The 16,308-nt window shown below is 40.3% G+C and carries 15 protein-coding genes and 4 tRNA genes; 4 read left to right on the top strand and 15 right to left on the bottom strand.

Annotated elements, in window-relative coordinates; translation table 11 throughout:
- Positions 1-56: 56 nt before the first annotated feature.
- The 14 genes from AC07U8_RS01805 to tpiA all read right to left on the bottom strand — a co-directional run bounded on the left by AC07U8_RS01805 (position 57) and on the right by tpiA (position 10,552).
- The gene (locus AC07U8_RS01805) at positions 57-623 is read right to left on the bottom strand and encodes a TPM domain-containing protein (protein WP_494737208.1); all 567 of its coding nucleotides are present in this window, start codon (positions 621-623) and stop codon (positions 57-59) included.
- Complete coding sequence (locus tag AC07U8_RS01800) at positions 617-1,744, bottom strand: TPM domain-containing protein (RefSeq protein WP_494737207.1); 1,128 nt, start codon at positions 1,742-1,744, stop codon at positions 617-619. Before AC07U8_RS01800 ends, AC07U8_RS01805 begins: the two co-directional genes overlap by 7 nt.
- 81 nt (positions 1,745-1,825) lie before the next feature.
- Complete coding sequence (locus tag AC07U8_RS01795) at positions 1,826-2,416, bottom strand: LemA family protein (protein ID WP_004718326.1); 591 nt, start codon at positions 2,414-2,416, stop codon at positions 1,826-1,828.
- Between the two features lie 85 nt (positions 2,417-2,501).
- Positions 2,502-3,341, bottom strand: a complete 840-nt coding sequence (locus AC07U8_RS01790; protein WP_494737206.1) for a tetratricopeptide repeat protein — start codon at positions 3,339-3,341, stop codon at positions 2,502-2,504.
- A 117-nt stretch (positions 3,342-3,458) separates the two neighbouring features.
- Entirely contained in the window at positions 3,459-3,854 is a 396-nt protein-coding gene (locus AC07U8_RS01785; protein ID WP_004718330.1) for a ribosome-binding factor A, read from the bottom strand.
- Positions 3,854-6,562, bottom strand: coding sequence for a translation initiation factor IF-2 (gene infB, locus AC07U8_RS01780; RefSeq protein WP_004718332.1), 2,709 nt, complete (start codon positions 6,560-6,562; stop codon positions 3,854-3,856). Before infB ends, AC07U8_RS01785 begins: the two co-directional genes overlap by 1 nt.
- Positions 6,563-6,572: 10 nt before the next feature.
- Positions 6,573-8,057 carry a transcription termination factor NusA gene (nusA, locus tag AC07U8_RS01775; RefSeq protein ID WP_004718337.1) on the bottom strand — a complete coding sequence of 495 codons (1,485 nt, stop codon included), beginning with the start codon at positions 8,055-8,057 and terminating at the stop codon, positions 6,573-6,575.
- A gap of 34 nt (positions 8,058-8,091) precedes the next feature.
- Positions 8,092-8,616, bottom strand: a complete 525-nt coding sequence (rimP, locus tag AC07U8_RS01770; protein WP_004718339.1) for a ribosome maturation factor RimP — start codon at positions 8,614-8,616, stop codon at positions 8,092-8,094.
- A gap of 202 nt (positions 8,617-8,818) precedes the next feature.
- Positions 8,819-8,895, bottom strand: a tRNA-Met gene (locus tag AC07U8_RS01765).
- 99 nt (positions 8,896-8,994) lie between these two features.
- A tRNA-Met gene (locus AC07U8_RS01760) sits at positions 8,995-9,071 on the bottom strand.
- A gap of 76 nt (positions 9,072-9,147) precedes the next feature.
- Positions 9,148-9,224 (bottom strand) — tRNA-Met (locus AC07U8_RS01755).
- Positions 9,225-9,268: 44 nt separating this feature from the next.
- Positions 9,269-9,353: transfer RNA gene (locus AC07U8_RS01750), tRNA-Leu, on the bottom strand.
- Positions 9,354-9,406: 53 nt separating this feature from the next.
- On the bottom strand, positions 9,407-9,748 hold the full coding sequence (gene secG / locus AC07U8_RS01745) for a preprotein translocase subunit SecG (protein ID WP_004718341.1): 342 nt from the start codon (positions 9,746-9,748) through the stop codon (positions 9,407-9,409).
- Positions 9,749-9,757: 9 nt separating this feature from the next.
- Entirely contained in the window at positions 9,758-10,552 is a 795-nt protein-coding gene (gene tpiA / locus AC07U8_RS01740) for a triose-phosphate isomerase (RefSeq protein ID WP_494737205.1), read from the bottom strand.
- Between the two features lie 277 nt (positions 10,553-10,829).
- On the opposite strand from tpiA, the gene pilB reads away from it, so the two are divergent.
- Genes pilB through coaE form a run of 4 tightly spaced genes read left to right on the top strand, consistent with a single transcriptional unit; the run spans position 10,830 to position 15,312 of the window.
- The gene (pilB, locus tag AC07U8_RS01735; RefSeq protein ID WP_494737204.1) at positions 10,830-12,542 is read left to right on the top strand and encodes a type IV-A pilus assembly ATPase PilB; all 1,713 of its coding nucleotides are present in this window, start codon (positions 10,830-10,832) and stop codon (positions 12,540-12,542) included.
- Between the two features lie 27 nt (positions 12,543-12,569).
- Positions 12,570-13,799: a type II secretion system F family protein gene (locus AC07U8_RS01730; protein WP_494737203.1), complete on the top strand. Its 1,230-nt coding sequence runs from the start codon at positions 12,570-12,572 to the stop codon at positions 13,797-13,799.
- Between the two features lie 5 nt (positions 13,800-13,804).
- Positions 13,805-14,686, top strand: a complete 882-nt coding sequence (locus AC07U8_RS01725) for a prepilin peptidase (protein WP_494738571.1) — start codon at positions 13,805-13,807, stop codon at positions 14,684-14,686.
- A gap of 26 nt (positions 14,687-14,712) precedes the next feature.
- Positions 14,713-15,312 carry a dephospho-CoA kinase gene (coaE, locus tag AC07U8_RS01720; protein WP_494737202.1) on the top strand — a complete coding sequence of 200 codons (600 nt, stop codon included), beginning with the start codon at positions 14,713-14,715 and terminating at the stop codon, positions 15,310-15,312.
- Between the two features lie 68 nt (positions 15,313-15,380).
- On the opposite strand, the gene AC07U8_RS01715 is transcribed toward coaE, so the two are convergent.
- Positions 15,381-16,292, bottom strand: a complete 912-nt coding sequence (locus AC07U8_RS01715) for a DMT family transporter (protein WP_494737201.1) — start codon at positions 16,290-16,292, stop codon at positions 15,381-15,383.
- Positions 16,293-16,308: the final 16 nt, after the last annotated feature.

The raw sequence follows: 16,308 nt of genomic DNA, 5'->3' as shown, positions 1-16,308 counted from the left end.
ATATTTTGACGTAATTATACGTAAAAAAGTGACATTTATTGTCACCAAAAACTAGATTAATTCACAATGATTGGATTATTTGTTAACTCATTAACATTGGCAACCTGACCATATTGGTTACCATAAAATAAATTTAAAATTTGACCAATTTCTAAGACACCACTGGTAACTGCAGTTCGATAATTTTTATTTTTTAACTCTGAAATCATCACATCGCAAATCTGTTGCCATATTTGTTCTGATGTTGCTTGATAAATACCACGATCTATCACAATTTCGACTGTCTTTTCACACAAGTTTAAATACAGTAACACACCACTATTATACTCAGTATCCCAAACGCCCAATTCAGCAAACAATTGCTGCGCTCTTAAACGTGTATTTTGATGATATGCCTGATGGCTTGGAATATGCCCCTCGATCACCACTTGTATTTCACCGACATGGCCTTCTTCTGCTTGCTTTACAGTTTGTGCAATGGCGTGTTGATCTTGCTTTGAAAAATAGCGTTTCGACGCAGGCATATATAAAACGTGTTTTAACCAACGTTTTAAGCTGGGTTGTACCTGCTCCTGTAACTTCGGTTCAGTCACAATTGCTGTTGTATCTGTTTTTGTTACCATGAGCCTGATGCTCCTCCACCGCCAAAACCGCCACCGCCGCCACTATAGCCCCCACCACCGCCGAAACCGCCCCCTCCACCACTTCCACCGCGCCCACCGCCTGATAGAAACATTTGGAAAATGAGTTGTGCCAGTGAGGTAATCAACAAGAAGAATATACCAATACCCAAAACCAGACTCATCACAATCCCTGAGCCATAGATCAGCCCTGCAGCGGTTGCTGTCACACCCGCAACGGCTGCACTTAAACGATTACCCACAATAAATGATGCAAAGATACCAATCACCAAAATCACCATAGCAGTGGTTAATGTTCGGTCCTTAGCTTCTTGTTCTTGCAGTGCTTCGGTTTGACGTTGTTTTAACTCGTCTGCGGCTTGTTTGGCAATTTCAGGGTCAAGATTTAAAATACGCTCAATCTCATTGACACCTGCCTGTAAGCCCTGAGCATATTGCCCTTGTTTAAAATCGGGTGTAATTTGATTGCGTATAATTCGACTGACAATAATGTCAGGAAGTACACCTTCTAAACCATAGCCTGTTGCAATATGGATTTTTTGATCATTAACTGCGACTGCAATCAATAAACCATTGTCTTGTTTTGCTGAACCTAACTTCCATTGCTCAGCAACACGCATTGCGAAATCAAAAATACCTTCTTGCCCCGTGGTTGGGACAATAATAATGCCGATTTGCGCTTTGCCTTGGCGATATATATCACGAATTTGTTGTTCTAAATTTTGCTTTTCAGCTGCAGATAAAACTTTAGCTTGATCAACGACAGGCTGATTCAGTGTGGGAATATTTCGAGTAGTTTCACCCTCTGCCATATCATTTGCAACTTGAGGCACGTTTTGTGAGGAACTTTGAGGGACTTGTTGTGTAGTTGGCGTTTGATTTACTTGATTTTGAGTATCTGGTGGTTTTGAACCAATCACATTGGGTAAATTGGCATTGGGTACCACTTTGCCCAAAACAATCGCATCTTGTGCCTCTTGCTCATCTGTGGCTGTCGCAGTTTCAGCCCAGACACTCGATTGAACAGAAAGCATCAGTCCCAAAAATACAAATAATATTGTACTCATGTTTTTCATTACTGATTTTTCTCGCCATTCAATCATAGGTCACCTTTTATTTAACAATGAATATTCTTAGCCTATCTTTTCAGCATGCTTTAAAGACAGTGAAATGAAATCACATCATTAATTAAAATTAACTGTTGGCGCTTTAGATGCACCCGCTTCTGCACTAAAGTTTGGCTTGGCTTTCATACCAATCACTTTAGCGGTCATTGCTTGAGGGAATTGACGTACATAAGTATTGTAATCTTGGACAGATTCTACATAACGTGTACGCGCAGTACTGATACGGTTTTCCGTACCTTCCAATTGAACCTGTAAATCACGGAATTGTTCATTGGCTTTTAAATCTGGATAATTTTCCGTCACCGCTAAAAGTCGCGATAATGCACCTGTCATTTGTGATTGTGCTTCTTGGTATTTTTTAAACAATTCAGGATCGTTCAATACTTCTTTGTCTACTTTTAAACCTGCAACATTGGCACGTGCCTCAGTCACTTCAGTTAAAACTTTTTCTTCATGCGTTGCATAACCTTTGACCACATTGACCAGGTTAGGCACTAAATCTGCACGACGTTGATATTGGTTTTCAACTTCTGACCATGCCGCATTTACCGACTCATCTTTGGCTTGCAAAGTGTTATAGCCACAACCTGAAAAAGCCAAAGTACTTGCCAATGTAAGTGCAACTAAACCTTTTTTCATTGAATTCATTGCCAATTCCTCAGAGATATTTATTTGTATTTGTTGATATCTCTGCATTCTATACAGTTTAAGGCAAAGTTTTGTTTAATTTCTGCTACCCAGCCAAAGACAAGACAATTAAATTTTTGAATGTTTGATAGATATTGACAAAAAATGCCTTCAAGCGAAACCATTTTGAATGTTGAAAATAATCTAAACGTGCCTCAATTAATTTCGGATTGTGATAGCCGATATCTTGAGCGCGCCGATACAGTAGATCTACCGTATCATCCACCAAGTTATAATTCAGCATTTCAATATTGGCCATATTAAATATAATTTGCGCACTGATTGGATCACGCTTTGTAAACCTTAGACGTTGATCCATTTGAATTTGGCTATCAAATAAGATTCTATTTAAATCATAATGTTGTTTTTGAAATTGCACAGTTTTAACCTTTGCCTTTGGTTCGGCTGCTTGACCAAAATCCAACCCTAAAACATCGTGATGTTGAATCCATGTAGAATCTTTTTGTTGTTGGATTTTCGCATCTAAAATTTTGACATGAATCCATTCACTGCCATGATGAATATTTGGATCACGTTGCATGCCTTGCTCAATCCAGTACTTGGCTTTTTCAGACTGCCCAGCCAGTTCATATGCTGTCCCTAGATTCGCAGCAGTTTTTGCTAGATTTGGGTGTGATTTTTCAATGTGTTGAAAAATTTTTATCGCTTGATCAAATTGATGTGCATAAATCAGCAAGACACCATAATCATTTAAATCCTCAACAGATTTGCTCTTAGGAAAATCACCTTGCGCCAGCTGATTTTGAGCCGTTTGCTGATCTAACCCGTTATGACCTAACTCAAGTACATAGTTATTGATACAGGCATGGCTTGCAACAGACAGCACGGACAGTCCAATCACAGGGATATAAAATTTTAGCTCCATCTTATTATTCTCATCTTAATTGTTTAAAAAAATTTAACTTAGAATTTAAACATACTTTAAAAATATAAAAAAGACATAAAAAAGCCACCCTCAGGTGGCTTCTCAATTTAATTACTTTTATTCTTCGTCTTTTTGCTCAGGTAAATCTTTCACTGCTTCTGCGATTAGACCAAACATATAGTTACCATAGGCATTGGTTTTATCATAATGAAAGCGCAAACGCGGAGTTACACGAGTTTTAATACGACGACCTAATTCGTGGCGTAAAAAACCAGATGCTTTATTTAAAACATCTAAAGTTTCTTTATTTGCCGCTTCACTTTGCTCATCGCCCAGTTCACGCCCCATCACGGTAACGTAAACTTCCGCATAACCTAGATCTGGACTGACTTTCACTGCAGAGATGGTCACCAGACCACCTAAGCGTGGATCTTTCAGCTCTTGGCGAATCAGTTCTGACAACTCACGTTGTACTGTATCTGCCATACGCTTAAGACGTTGACTACCCGCCATTAAAGACTCCGTTTAATCAACTGAACATCATACACTTCGATTTTATCAAGTGCTTTGATGTCTTTATAACCTTTCACTGCAAGACCGCATTCCATACCGGCACGAACTTCTTCAACCACTTCTTTATAGCGACGAAGAGATTCAAGCTCACCTTGGAATACCACAACATCATCACGTAATACACGGATTGGTTTATTACGATGTAATACACCTTCGAGTACCATACAACCCGCAGCAGCACCAAACTTACTTGAATGGAATACTTCACGAACTTCTGCAACACCCAGAATTGTTTCACGGTGTTCAGGAGCAAGTTTGCCGCTCATTGCTGCTTTCACATCATCAATAAGTTGATAGATGATCGAGTAGTAACGAATGTCGATACCATCTGCATCTGCTTTTTGACGTGCGGTATTGTCTGCACGTACGTTAAAGCCAAGAAGTACCGCTTCTGAAGATTCAGCAAGTGTTACATCAGACTCAGTGATTGCACCAACGCCTGAACCAATTACACGTACTTTAACTTCATCAGTTGCAAGATCAGCAAGTGCAACATGTAATGCTTCCAAGGTACCACGTACATCGGTTTTAAGAACAACATTTACAATCGGCACATCTTTCTTGCCCATTGATGCCATGATGTTCTCAAGACGCATTGCACTTTGACGTTCAAGACGTTTTTGACGCTCACGATCCATACGCGCATCGGCAACTTCACGTGCTTTTTTCTCGTCATTAACAACAAGAACTTCATCACCTGCCATTGGCGCTTCTGGAAGACCTAAAATTTCAACTGGAATTGAAGGACCTGCAGATTGAATACGTTGACCATTCTCATCGGTCATCGCACGAACACGGCCGTAAGATGCACCTGCAAGAACCAAGTCACCTACTTTCAGTGTACCGTTTTGAACAAGGATAGACGTTACCGCACCACGGCTATTGTCTACACGTGCTTCAATTACAACACCTTGAGCAGCACCTTCTTCAGACGCTTTCAACTCTAACATTTCAGCTTGAATTGAAATCAAATCTAGAAGTTCGTCGATACCTTGACCTGAGTGTGCTGAAACCATTGCAACTGGTACATCACCACCCCATTGTTCAGGCACGATTTCTTTGGTTGTCAATTCATTCAACACGCGATCTGGATCAGCTGATTCTTTATCCATTTTATTGATTGCAACAATAATTGGAGTACCTGCAGCACGCGCATGGTCAATTGCTTCCGCAGTTTGTGGCATTACACCATCATCCGCTGCAACAACAAGTACCACGATATCAGTCGCTTTAGCACCACGTGAACGCATTGCAGTAAATGCAGCATGTCCAGGCGTATCAAGGAAAGTAATAATTCCTTTATCCGTTTTAACGTGATAAGCACCAATATGCTGTGTAATTCCGCCCGCTTCGCCTTGCGCAACTTTGGCACGACGAATACGATCAAGTAACGAAGTCTTACCATGGTCAACGTGACCCATGATCGTTACAACTGGCGCACGTGTTGTTTGTGCACCACGCGCTTCTTCTGCTGCTTCAAGTAGGTTATCTTCAGCTTGTGTATCAGATACACGTACTGGGTTGTGACCCATTTCTTCAACAATCAACGCTGCAATTTCTTGCTCAATGGCTTGGTTCTGAGTAACAAGCTCACCCATTTTCATGAGTGATTTAATCACTTCACGAACTTTAACTGCCATTTTTGCTGCAAGATCTGCAACAACAATAGTCTCACCAATTTCAACGTCATAAACTTGCTTTTTAACTGGTTTTTCAAAACCATGTTTATTGGCTTGGCTAGTTTTTAAACCACGTTTATGCGGATTATGGCTGAAAGATTGCTCTTCCTGACCACGACGACCGCCTTTTTTAGGAGAACGTGTATTTGCAGTATTGGTACCACGTTTGATTTCACGGTCTTCTTTTGCAAATGAATCTTCATATGCTTGACCAACCAAACCAGCAGCCAACGGTGAATCATCAACAACACGAATCGTTGTCGTTGTTTCATCAGAAGAATACTTAGACGCCATTTGACGCATTTGCTCAAGGGTACGTTGTTGAGCTTCTTCTGCTGACTTACGACGAGCTGCTTCTTCAGTCGCTTTCAGTTGAGCTGCTTGAGCTTCACGAGCACGTTTCTGCTCAGGAGTTTCAATGGTTTTTACGGTTGCTTTGGTAATCGGCTTATTGGTCGATTTACGCTTTACAACAACAGCTGCTTTTGGTGTTTCTTTCGCAGCAGTTTGCTGTTTTGCAGCAGCACGCATTTTTTCTAAATTCGCTTTCGCTGAACTTTCAGTTTTTTCAACGCCACTCACTACAGTATTTTGCTGTACTTTTTGAGTTGACGTCACTTGAGCATTTGCTTGAGCTTTCGCCAAAGCTTCCGCTTTGATTTGTTCAGGGTCTGGCTTAGTAAACGTATGTTTCTTACGAACTTCTACGTTAATTGTCTTCGCTTTGCCTGAAGTACTCGCAACTTTAGCTGTACTTGTCGTTTTACGTTTCAACGTGATTTGTCCTGCTTGTCCCGTATCTTGACCATGCGCTTTTTTCAAATGGTTCACGAGAACATCTTGCTGTTCAGTAGAAATTTTATCTTCAGCCTGTTTTTGTGGCAATCCAGCTTCACGCACCTGATCAAGGAGCTTTGCAACAGGAAGTCCTACGCTGACCGCTAACTCTTGAATTGACTTATCCGTCATGTATTACCTCCTAGTTAAACCATGATTCACGTGCTTTCATAATCAATTGACCTGCTTTCTCAGCGCCTAAACCATCGATATCAGAGATATCATCCGTTGCTTGGTCAGCTAAGTCATCGATTGTTACCACACCACGTGCTGCTAAAGCATGCGCAATTTCAGAAGTCATTCCTTCCATCGCAACAAGTTCTGGACTTGGGTCCTGAATATCTTCTTGTTGCTTTAACGCATCAGCTAAAGCTGCTTCTTTTGCACGACTTTGTAGCAATTCAACTGTATCTGCATCCAATTCGATTTCATCGAAAGTTTCCGCAGGTACATAAGCGATTTCCTCAAGTGAGGTAAAGCCCATCTCTACTAAAGCCATTGCAAGATCTTCTTCAATATCCAAACGTGTTACAAACATGTCTAAATACTGTTGAGCTTCATTTTGTTGACGAGCACGGTACTCATCTTCAAGCATCATATCTAATTTATAGCCCGTAAGCTCTGATGCTAAACGGACGTTTTGACCTTGTGAACCAATTGCTCGCGCAAGTTGATCGCTGGTTGCAAAAATAATGTCTGCTGTACGCGCATCTTCATCAATCACAATCCCAGATACATCCGCAGGCTCTAAAGCGCTGGCGATATATTGAGCAGGATCATCAGACCACACCACAACATCAATACGTTCACCATTTAACTCAGATTGTACCGCTTGGATACGTGTACCACGCATACCAATACATGCACCGACTGGATCAATACGATGATCGTTGGTTTTAACCGCAATTTTTGCACGTACACCTGGTTGACGCGCTGCTGCTTTAATTTCAATGATTTCTTCAGAAATTTCAGGAATTTCTTTTTTCATTAATGCAATCAGCATTTCAGGTTTAGCACGTGACAACAAGAGTTGTGCACCACGACCTTCACGGTTCACATTGTAAAGAATTGCATTCATACGCTGTTTAGGGCGCAGAATTTCTTTAGGAATCATTTCTTCACGCGCTAGATACGCTTCTGCATTATCACCCAAGTCAATGATGAAGCCATCTTTGGTTTGTTTTTTCACTTCACCATAGATCAATTCACCGACTTTAGCTTCATAAGCATCCGCCACTAAAGCACGTTCAGCTTCGCGAATTTTTTGCACAATGACTTGTTTGGCAATCTGCGCTGCAATACGACCAAAATCAATTGATGGTACTTCTAACTCACGGATATCACCAATTGACCATTGAGCAGGATCAACATCAGAAATCGCATCTTGACATGCTGGCATTTCATGATCTTCATCAGCAACAACTTCCCATTGACGGAAAGTGCTGTAATCACCTGTTTTACGGTCAATTTCTACACGTAACTGAGCTTCTTCCGAATTCGTTCCTTCGTAGAATTTCTTTTTCGTCGCTGCAACTAAAGCCTGTTCAAGCGCTTCAAAAATTGCTTCACGACTTACACCTTTCTCATTACTAACCGTTTCAACGACGGTGAGAATTTCACGAGCCATAAGTCACCTATTTATTCAGATTTCTATTTCTGGATTAATCCTGAAAGATCAAATTCGCTTTGTCTATATTGTTGCTATCGATCTCAAGTACTTGCTGTTTTTCAACTTCGACTTGAATGAATTCATTTTCTAAATCTACAGCAATTAATTTTGCTTGGAATTTACGGCGATTTTCAACTGCAGCAATCAAACGCAATGCAACTTGTTGTCCGATGTATTTTTCTAACTGCGCCAACTGGAAGAATGGTCGATCCCAACCTGGTGATGATACCTCTAAAGCATATTCACCTGAAATTGGATCATGTACATCTAATATTGCACCAACTTGCTGAGTCACACGTACACAATCTTGTACGCCAATACCACGACCCAATTCTGCTTCACCATCTTCATTGATTGTTGGTTCAGCATTTTCCACAACGTCTTTGTCGATATAAATACGCAATAAAGAACGCTTACCTTGAGGAATAAATTCGATTCCCCAAAGTTCTACATCACAAGCTTGCACTGCAGGAGTGATTAGATCTTGAAGTGCTTGAGTTTTATTTGATAGCTTCATTTACTCTCGTCATATTTGTGCGATTCAATCGCTCATCGGACTAATTCAAACTTACTATAGTGAAGCATGTCTTTTTGACCAATTGATGTCCACACTACACGATAGCCAATAAAAAAGGGCGTAATCGCCCCTATTATCGCACAGTAAACCGAAGTTCACTATGCAAAAAAGACCCACCTATCTGTGAGCCCTTTTAGAAACTTGGTAGCGGGAGCTGGATTTGAACCAACGACCTTCGGGTTATGAGCCCGACGAGCTACCAGACTGCTCCATCCCGCATCAGCGTTGCAAAATTATACACAAGAAATTTATTTTTTTCAATCTATCATTAACCAATACATTGAATTTCTTGCTTGATTAAGTTGCACCTTAATCAAATGGTAGCGGGAGCTGGATTTGAACCAACGACCTTCGGGTTATGAGCCCGACGAGCTACCAGACTGCTCCATCCCGCAACAATACTGCAAATTCACATATCATCTCAATTTTTCAACTTAGATGATCTTTAATTAAGTTGCATCTTAATTAAATTGGTAGCGGGAGCTGGATTTGAACCAACGACCTTCGGGTTATGAGCCCGACGAGCTACCAGACTGCTCCATCCCGCATCAATGTTTTTTCAGCTGCTAACACCAACAATCTGGTTCATTGTTGGTGCGGAAGGGGGGACTTGAACCCCCACGCCCGAAAGCACTACCACCTCAAGGTAGCGTGTCTACCAATTCCACCACCACCGCAGCTGTGACGCATTCTAGTCGCATCATTCAGAAAAAGAAAGAACTAAATGGCATTATTCGCCAGTTTTTGGTGCAGTTGGTGAAGTTTCACCCGTATTGGCTGGTGCAGCTGGTGTTGTTTGAGAGCTGGTCTGTACAGATTTTAAACCATACGCATCCGAAGTTTGCTTTTTAGCAAACACCGCCAAACTTAAACTGGTGATAAAAAACAAAGCCGTGAGAATCGCAGTTAAACGAGTTAAAAAGCTTGCAGAACCTGAAGCACCAAATACTGTTGCAGCACCACCGCCACCAAATGATGCACCTGCATCTGCACCTTTACCATGCTGAACGAGGATAAGCCCGATCATCAAAACGGCCAAGATGATATGTACAACCAGCACAAATGTATGCATGCTGAACTCCTATTCTTCTGTTTTAGCAAATGCTTGAGCAATTTTATAAAATGACTCAGCATTAAGTGATGCACCACCAACCAGCGCACCGTTGATATCTGGACAAGCAGCTAACTCTACTGCATTTTCAGGTTTGACACTACCGCCATACAAAATCGCTGTATGTTGAGCTTGGGCCGTAATTTGAGTTAAACCTTCGCGAATTTTTGCATGCATTGCCTGAGCATCTTGTGGAGAGGCTGTTTTACCTGTTCCAATCGCCCAAATCGGTTCATAGGCAATCACAATATTGTGCCATTGCTCTGCTTTTAAAACCGCTGCGAGATCACAAATTTGTTGTAAAACCACTTGCTCTGCCTGCCCTGCTTCACGTTGTTCTAAGCTTTCACCTACACAATAAATCACTTGAAGCCCAGCATTTAAAGCATTTGATAATTTCGCTTTAATTTTTGCAACATCATCGCCAAAAATTTCTCGACGTTCTGAGTGCCCAATCAACACATAATCAATCTGGCTGTCTTTGAGTAGTTCAGCACTCACTTCGCCGGTATAAGCGCCTGTGCCTGCCATTTGAGAAAGATCTTGTGCGACAACTTTGACTGGTGAATGCGCATCTTTAAGTAATTTTTGCACAGACAGTAATGCAATAGAAATAGGCGCAACACCAATATAACATTGTTGTTCTGTAATCGGTGATTGTTGTAAATACTGATTTAAATCTTGAATGAGCTGTTGCGAATTCGCTTGCATTGGGTTCATTTTCCAATTGCCGACAACCCAAGGAGTAATAGTCGAACCCGACATACATCTAACCTTTTATCGAAAATGTGCACATTCTACACGGAATTTATATTTTTAAAGTATTTTTTCTTTATCAATTCAGTCATCTCATTTAAAGTCATGCTTTAATATAAAGCAAAGAAACATAAATCATTTCAAAGATAACGGTAAAAAGCCTGATTGGCTCAAGTTATTTTCAAATATGTTTCTATAAAAAATACGTTTAATTCTAGATATTTCTAAGGATCATCGTATAATTTTCGTATTCCAATTATAAAATGAAATTTAATGTGTTTTGGGGATGTCTATGCAAAATGGTTCACCTAAGTTTTCGGGGTATATCCGTCGCTTAGTCGACGAAGGTTTTTTATCTGCCCAGCAAATGAAAGATGCGCTGAGTAACGCTCAAAAAAATAAAGTGAGTATCGTTGCCTATCTCAGTGAAAAATTAAATATACCACCATTGATCATTGCTGAAATGATCTCCGAAGAATTTGGAGAGCCCATTTTTGATTTGGACAGCTTTAATTCTGAAATGCTGCCCAAGGAGCTTATTGACCCAAATTTAGTTAGCAAACATAAAGTAATTCCTTTGGTTCAACGCGGCAATATTTTATACGTTGCCACCAGTGATCCAACCAATATAGAGGCGCTAGATGCTATTCGTTTTAACTGCGGTTTAAATATTGAACCAATTATTGTTGAACATCATAAATTAGAAAAATATTTAGAAAAGCACTTTACAGTAGAAGAAAGCTTTAATTTTGGTGATGAAGATTTTGATGTTGATATTATTGCCACTGATGACACACCGCCATCAGAAGATGATGACGAAGCATCTGAAGAAGAAGCACCTATTGTTAAATATATTAATAAACTCTTGGTTGATGCAATTCGTATGGGTGCATCAGATTTACACTTTGAACCTTATGAAAAAAGTTATCGGGTGCGTTATCGTGTAGATGGTGTACTAAGAACCATTACCAATCCCCCCTTACAATTGGCAAGTCGTTTGGCATCCCGCTTAAAAGTTATGTCTAGAATGGATATTTCTGAAAAGCGTGTTCCACAAGATGGTCGTATTAAGTTAAAACTCTCAAAAACCAAAGCCATTGATTTTCGTGTGAACTCACTACCGACATTATTTGGCGAAAAATTGGTACTGCGTATTCTTGATCCTTCCAGTGCCATGTTGGGTATTGATGCATTGGGTTATGAAGAAAAGCAAAAAGCACTATTTATGGAGGCCTTAGAAAAACCTCAAGGCATGTTACTGATTACAGGGCCAACAGGTTCAGGTAAAACTGTTTCTCTCTATACGGGCTTAAATATCCTCAATACAGAAAGTTCAAATATTTCCACAGCCGAAGATCCAGTTGAAATTAACTTGGAAGGGATCAATCAAGTCAATGTCAATCTTAAAGCAGGCCTCACATTTTCTGTGGCACTAAAATCATTCCTGCGTCAAGATCCAGACATTATCATGGTCGGTGAGATCCGTGACCTCGAAACTGCTGAAATTGCGATCAAGGCGGCTCAAACGGGGCATATGGTGATGTCTACCCTACATACCAACAGCGCACCTGAAACATTAACCCGTTTACGTAATATGGGTGTACCTTCATTTAATATTGCCACCTCAGTCAATCTTGTGATTGCACAACGATTGGCAAGACGTTTATGTAATCATTGTAAAGCACCCGTTGAAATCCCTAGACAGAGTCTGTTAGAAATGGGCTTTACCGAACAAGACTTAAGCAATCCTGACTTACAAATTTTTCAACCTGTGGGTTGTAGTGAATGCCGTGAAGGCTATAAAGGTCGTGTCGGGATCTACGAAGTGATGAAAGTAACACCTGAAATTTCAAAAATTATCATGGAAGATGGCAATGCACTTCAAATTGCAGCGGCATCTGAAAAATTGGGGTTTGATAATCTAAGACGTTCAGGTTTAATTAAGGTCATCAATGGGTTAACCTCTTTACAAGAAATTAACCGTGTGACTAGCGAATAAATATAATCAATATTCAAGGAAATTATGATGGCAGCTAAAAAAGCTCAAATGATGCCGACATTTGCTTATGACGGGGTTGATCGTAAAGGGATCCAAATCAAAGGTGAGTTACCTGCTCGCAATATGGCGCTTGCCAAAGTCACACTACGTAAACAAGGCATCACCATAAAAACCATTCGAGAAAAAAGGAAAAATATTCTTGAAGGTTTAATGAAAAAAGGCATTTCCACTTTAGATATTACCATTTTTACTCGTCAACTCGCCACAATGATGAAAGCGGGTGTGCCTTTAGTGCAAAGCTTTGAAATCGTTGCAGAAGGACTAGAAAACCCCTCAATGCGTGAAATCGTATTGGGGATTAAAAGTGAAGTTGAAGGGGGGAATACCTTTGCTGGTGCATTAAAAAAATACCCTCGCTATTTTGATAGCTTGTTTTGCTCACTAGTCGAATCTGGCGAACAATCGGGCGCCTTAGAAACCATGCTCGATAGGGTGGCAATTTATAAGGAAAAGAGTGAACTTCTTAAACAAAAAATTAAAAAAGCCATGAAATATCCAATCTCGGTCATCGTTGTTGCGATCATTGTTACCATTATTTTAATGGTTAAAGTTGTCCCTGTCTTTCAGGACTTATTTAGCTCTTTTGGCGCAGACCTACCCGCATTTACTCAGATGGTGGTCAACATGTCCAACTGGATGCAAAGCTATTGGTTTATTTTGATTATCTTTATCGCTGCTATGATTACTGCTTTTTTAGAAGCAAAAAAACGCAGTAAAAAATTTCAAAATTTTTTAGATCGGACAGTACTGAAACTGCCTATTTTTGGTGATCTGGTTTATAAGGCCATTATTGCTCGTTATAGCCGTACACTTGCCACAACTTTTGCCGCAGGGGTACCGCTCATTGAAGCTTTAGAATCCACAGCAGGCGCCACCAACAATGTGGTTTATGAACAAGCAGTAATGAAAATTCGTGAGGATGTTGCTACTGGGCAACAGCTTAACTTTGCCATGCGTGCAACCAATAAGTTCCCCTCTATGGCTGTTCAAATGGTGGCGATTGGAGAAGAATCGGGTGCGCTTGATGCGATGTTGGATAAAGTTGCAACACACTTTGAAAATGAGGTCGACAATGCTGTGGATGGCTTAACCTCAATGATGGAACCCTTAATTATGGCTATTTTAGGTGTACTTGTGGGTGGTTTAGTGATTGCAATGTATCTGCCAATTTTCCAAATGGGCTCTGTGGTTAGTTGATAATGATGAATATGCTCTATGATTTATTAAATTTTCTTATTCAATCACCAACAGTACTCTATTTTACTGTTGGTATTTTAGGGTTATGTGTCGGTAGCTTTTTAAATGTAGTCATTTACCGTACCCCCAAGATGATGGAAAAAGAATGGCGACAGGAATGGCATGCAGAATGCCAATTACTGGCAGGTTCACAACAGATTGTGATTGATGAAGAAAAGCTCAGTCTCAGTCAACCAGCCTCTACCTGTCCCAAATGTAAAACCCCAATTCGCTGGTATCAAAATATCCCCATCATCAGTTGGTTGGTTTTAAGAGGCAAATGCGCTTCGTGTCAAAACCCGATTAATATTCGCTATCCATTGGTTGAGCTTTTAACTGCGGTGTGTTCATTGACAGTCGTTGCTGTTTATGGTCCAACGCTACAAATGGTTTTTGGTGTACTACTGACATGGGTGCTGATCACGCTTACTTTTATTGATTTTGACACTCAGTTACTTCCAGATCGCTTTACCTTAACCTTGGCGGCAATGGGTTTAGGCATTAACTCATATCATCTCTATACAACAGCAAGTGCTGCAATTTGGGGTTATATTATTGGCTTCCTGTGTCTTTGGATTGTCTACTATCTATTTAAAATAGTGACAGGCAAAGAAGGCATGGGCTATGGTGACTTTAAGCTACTTGCTGCACTTGGCGCTTGGATGGGACCATTGATGTTACCGTTAATTATCCTACTGTCTTCTGTAGTGGGTGCGATCATTGGTATTATTTTACTTAAGATTCGTAAAGAAAATGTGCCTTTTGCCTTTGGTCCTTATATTGCAATTGCAGGATGGATTGCGTTTTTATGGGGTGAGCAAATTATGAAAGTATATTTGGGTCAATAATTTCAACACAGTATTAGGAATGCGCAATGACGTTTATCTTGGGTTTAACAGGTGGAATTGGTAGCGGTAAATCCGCAGCAAGTCAATGGTTTGAAACCCAAGGGATTACAGTTGTTGATGCAGATATTGTTGCAAGAGAAATTGTTGAAAAAGGACAACCCGCGCTTCAACAAATTAAAGAGGTTTTTGGGGATTGGGTACTATTCAGCAATGGTAAACTTGATCGTCGTGCATTGAGAGAACATATTTTTAAAGACCCATTAGCACGACAACAACTTGAATCAATTACCCATCCTGCGATTCGCGCTGAGATTATTCAACAATTACAAGCAGCAACCAGTCCTTATGTAATTTTGGTTTCACCGCTACTGTTTGAAACCAATCAACATGAACTCACCCAGCGCTCTCTACTGATTGATGCCAGTGAAGACATGCAAATCTTACGTGCTTCACAACGAGATGGCCAATCCATCGAACAAATTCAGAAAATTATTGCAGCCCAAATGCCACGCCATGAAAAACAAAAATTAGCAGATGATATTGTGCTCAATGATGGACATATAGATCATCTATATGCGAGATTAGAGTCTTTACATCAACAGTATCTAAAACAGGCACAGCAGTAAATTGTGTGCCTCATCACTTTCAAATAGGTTTCTATCAATCAGTTTTGTATCAATTTAACCTGTTTGATCTATTTATTCTTATCTAACTGCTGCTGCAAACTGTCTTTATGTGTAAACCAACGCCAAGGCTGTAAAGCACCAATGCCCATACCAATCAAACCACACAGCATTGCAAGGCTTATCGGTTCATTTAACAAGGGTACGGCGATAATTGCGGCAATAAAAGGCGCAAGTGTGACGATACTGCCTGTTTTAAAAGCACCTAATCGTTTAATTGCTTCGACATAAGCCAAAGTCGCAATGATCACCACAAAAATACCGTGAAACAACGTTTGCATGACCAAATGTGGTGTGGACACTTGATCTAAATGTTTAGGTAAAAACAACAAATAAATTGGGACATAAACGATCGCCGACCAAATCGCAACACCTGCCATGGCGTGCCATGCGGAAAGTTGCCATTGACGCAGTAATACGGTAAAAGTCCCCCACCAAATTGCACTGATAAAAAAGAGTAAATCACCAATACCAAAAGCAACGCCTGTTTCGCTATACATCAAAAAACTCATCACAGAAATCGCAGAGAGCATGATGATTAAACTGATCCATATATGTTTATCAAATGGTTGGCGATAAAGTAAGAAACCAGCCAAAGCTGTACACAATGGAATACAACCATTTAAAAAAATGGCAGCATGTGCCGCAGGGACAAAGTGAAATGCAGTATATGACGTCAAACAATAGGCAACACCGCCAATCATCGCTAAAATAAAAGGTTGTTTGTTAAATAGAAAAGCCGTGTCTTTTTTATAGATTAAAATCGGCATCAGAATACAAAATGCCAAAGAAAAGCGTAATGCGGTGATATCCCATGGACTGATATGCCAAATTGCATTCAGTCTTGAGGTAATCGTAAAACCTCCCCAAATACACATTGTAATGGCGACATACATGTAGCCTTGAGTACGGGAGGTCATCATGTTGCTTCTCTAATCT

Source organism: Acinetobacter sp. GW821-FHT01E09 (assembly GCF_059422385.1).
This window is presented reverse-complemented; position numbering and strand designations above follow the sequence as displayed.

Excerpts from the sequence above, each read along its gene's own strand:
- AC07U8_RS01730 (WP_494737203.1), top strand. The coding sequence starts at position 12,570 with ATGGCAGCTAAAAAAGCTCAAATGATGCCGACATTTGCTTATGACGGG.
- infB (WP_004718332.1), bottom strand. The coding sequence starts at position 6,562 with ATGACGGATAAGTCAATTCAAGAGTTAGCGGTCAGCGTAGGACTTCCT.
- AC07U8_RS01715 (WP_494737201.1), bottom strand. The coding sequence starts at position 16,292 with ATGATGACCTCCCGTACTCAAGGCTACATGTATGTCGCCATTACAATG.
- secG (WP_004718341.1), bottom strand. The coding sequence starts at position 9,748 with ATGCATACATTTGTGCTGGTTGTACATATCATCTTGGCCGTTTTGATG.
- AC07U8_RS01805 (WP_494737208.1), bottom strand. The coding sequence starts at position 623 with ATGGTAACAAAAACAGATACAACAGCAATTGTGACTGAACCGAAGTTA.
- tpiA (WP_494737205.1), bottom strand. The coding sequence starts at position 10,552 with ATGTCGGGTTCGACTATTACTCCTTGGGTTGTCGGCAATTGGAAAATG.
- AC07U8_RS01785 (WP_004718330.1), bottom strand. The coding sequence starts at position 3,854 with ATGGCGGGTAGTCAACGTCTTAAGCGTATGGCAGATACAGTACAACGT.
- nusA (WP_004718337.1), bottom strand. The coding sequence starts at position 8,057 with ATGGCTCGTGAAATTCTCACCGTCGTTGAAACGGTTAGTAATGAGAAA.
- coaE (WP_494737202.1), top strand. The coding sequence starts at position 14,713 with ATGACGTTTATCTTGGGTTTAACAGGTGGAATTGGTAGCGGTAAATCC.
- AC07U8_RS01795 (WP_004718326.1), bottom strand. The coding sequence starts at position 2,416 with ATGAATTCAATGAAAAAAGGTTTAGTTGCACTTACATTGGCAAGTACT.
- rimP (WP_004718339.1), bottom strand. The coding sequence starts at position 8,616 with ATGAAGCTATCAAATAAAACTCAAGCACTTCAAGATCTAATCACTCCT.
- AC07U8_RS01725 (WP_494738571.1), top strand. The coding sequence starts at position 13,805 with ATGAATATGCTCTATGATTTATTAAATTTTCTTATTCAATCACCAACA.
- AC07U8_RS01800 (WP_494737207.1), bottom strand. The coding sequence starts at position 1,744 with ATGATTGAATGGCGAGAAAAATCAGTAATGAAAAACATGAGTACAATA.
- pilB (WP_494737204.1), top strand. The coding sequence starts at position 10,830 with ATGTCTATGCAAAATGGTTCACCTAAGTTTTCGGGGTATATCCGTCGC.
- AC07U8_RS01790 (WP_494737206.1), bottom strand. The coding sequence starts at position 3,341 with ATGGAGCTAAAATTTTATATCCCTGTGATTGGACTGTCCGTGCTGTCT.